Below are 2101 nucleotides of genomic sequence, written 5' to 3' on the forward strand. Positions count from 1 at the left end.
GTACTGGCCATAGTGCTTCGGCTCGCGCTTCTGCATGTCGAGCGTCGGGATCCAGCGCGGCCATTCCTGCTTGTCGCCGACGGCCACCGTCCCCTTGAACTGAAGTCCTTCACGGCCGACTGCGATGGCGTAGCGGCGCGCGGTGGAAAACGATTCGACGAGGTAGAGACGGCGAGCAGTCGTGTCGATGACGATCGTCCCGGGCTCATAGCCGGTGAAGGCGACGTCCTGCGGCACGAACTCCGGCTTCACCTTGAACGGCCTCTTGGCATCCTTCTTGGCGAGCGCCGAATCAAGCGCGCGGGTCTCCGGCAGATAGTTGATCGAGGTCACCGAGGAACCGCCGAACAGGCCGGCGAACAGGCCGCCGCTGCTCGCCCGCTTCTGGCCGGGTTGTTCGCTTCGCAACTCACCGTTGTTGCCGGTGGCCGTGATGTTCATCGCCTCGGCCGGGATCGGCTCCTCGGCCTGGAGCGAGGCGATCGGCGCCACGGGCGTGAGCGGTTCGATGATCTTGACGGTCTTCTTCCCGGGCTTCGCATCAGCCACTTCGGCCGGCGCGGCCGAACCCTTCTTGGAGAGCCATTCCTGACGCGCCGCATCCGCCTTGGCCTTGGCCGCCTCACGCATCGCCAGCTTGCGGGCTTCGAGCGCCTTTTGCTTGGCCGCTTCCTTGTCGGCAGCGATCTTGGCCTCGAGCTTTTCTATCTGCGCGAGGTCGTCCGGAGTCGGGTTTTTCTTCTTCTTGAGAAGCCTCAGCTGCGATGCGTCGCTCTTGGCGGCGACGGGTATTGCGTCGGTCTTCTCTACCGACGGCGAAGCGGCCAGATTTGCCGGTGAGGCAAAGGCCGCGGAGCCCATGCCGAATACGGCACAGAATCCCAAAAGGATGAAGCTGCGAAGCTGCATGGCGAAGATCCGATTTTCTATGCTAGTTGCCCAACGGCGTCGCCCGGCGCCCCCCAAGGACGCCGAAAAGTGCCGCGCGCAATCTATAATCGATTAGCCAGCGCGCCCTCAAGCTGAGCGACGCGTTACATTTGGTTGAATCTTCGTGATCGAGCGGCATTTGCCGCGACTGTGTTCAAAGAACAACAGATCGCGGCAGCAATGCTTGTCCGGCTACTGGTTCGGAACCTGCGGGGTGACCGGCAAGGTAACGCCGTTCGCGGCCGGCGGCGTGGTCGGATTCGCGGGCGCCGGTGTTGCGGGAGCAGTGGCCGGGGCCGTGGTGGTGCCGCCATTCGACAGCGGCGTCGTGGTTGTCGTTCCGCCCGACGGGGCGGCCGGCGCGGTGCCGCCAGCCGGCGCCGCCGGCTGCGAGCTGCCCACCGGACCGGTGGCGCCCGGCAATTGGTTGAGCACACCCTTGCCGGCATTGCCCGAGGTCGAAGCCGGTGCCCTGTCGAGGATGTCGATCGGCTTCTCGCCGTAGCGGGCAAGGATGGAGAGCGCGAGCGAGGTCACGAAGAAAGCCGCGGCCAGGATCGCAGTCGCGCGGGTAAGCGCGTTGGCTGCGCCCCGCGCCGTCATGAAACCGGAACCGCCACCAATGCCGAGACCGCCGCCTTCGGAGCGCTGCAGCAGCACCACGCCGACAAGGGCGAGCACGACCATAAGATGAACGACGATCAGTACCGTTTCCATAATTTATCCTGGCGAGGCCTTGCGCGGCCGCGCATACGACCGGTGATTTGGAGGCGGCTCCTTACAATGCTTTGGCGGCATTTCCAAGCCCGTGGCCGGGAATATGGGGAGCAATGCGGCCATTGCAACGATTTGGGCCGCGCCCCTGCCGCCGTCTGCGGCTATGACATGTGCATATAGGCTTCGGCAATGGCGAGGAAGTCGGCCGCCTTCAGGCTTGCGCCGCCGACCAGGGCGCCATCGACATTCTCGACGCCAAGCAGCTCCACCGCATTGGACGGCTTGACCGAACCGCCATAGAGGATGCGCATCCTGGCCGCGGCATCGCCGAGCAGCGCCGTCAGCTTGCCACGGATATGGGCATGCGCCTCGGCGACGTCGGCGGCCGTCGGCGTCAGGCCGGTGCCGATGGCCCAGACCGGCTCGTATGCGATGATGGTGTTGGCGGCGGGGG

3 protein-coding genes are annotated in these 2101 nt (G+C 65.3%); all 3 read right to left on the bottom strand.

From position 1 onward, the window contains the following. Positions 1-909, bottom strand: a 909-nt coding sequence (locus EOA60_RS30195) for a L,D-transpeptidase (protein WP_164899661.1), incomplete at its 3' end; no start/stop codon positions are given. A 213-nt stretch (positions 910-1122) separates the two neighbouring features. After that, complete coding sequence (secG, locus tag EOA60_RS30200) at positions 1123-1647, bottom strand: preprotein translocase subunit SecG (protein ID WP_095825378.1); 525 nt, start codon at positions 1645-1647, stop codon at positions 1123-1125. A gap of 161 nt (positions 1648-1808) precedes the next feature. Then, positions 1809-2101: triose-phosphate isomerase (locus tag EOA60_RS30205; protein WP_164899662.1), on the bottom strand; the 293-nt coding region annotated here is incomplete at its 5' end.

The organism is Mesorhizobium sp. M1A.F.Ca.IN.020.06.1.1 (genome assembly GCF_004023265.1).
Classification (GTDB): domain Bacteria; phylum Pseudomonadota; class Alphaproteobacteria; order Rhizobiales; family Rhizobiaceae; genus Mesorhizobium.

Bases quoted from the DNA above. Each gene is read 5' to 3' on its own strand.
- secG (WP_095825378.1), bottom strand. From the start codon at position 1,647: ATGGAAACGGTACTGATCGTCGTTCATCTTATGGTCGTGCTCGCCCTT.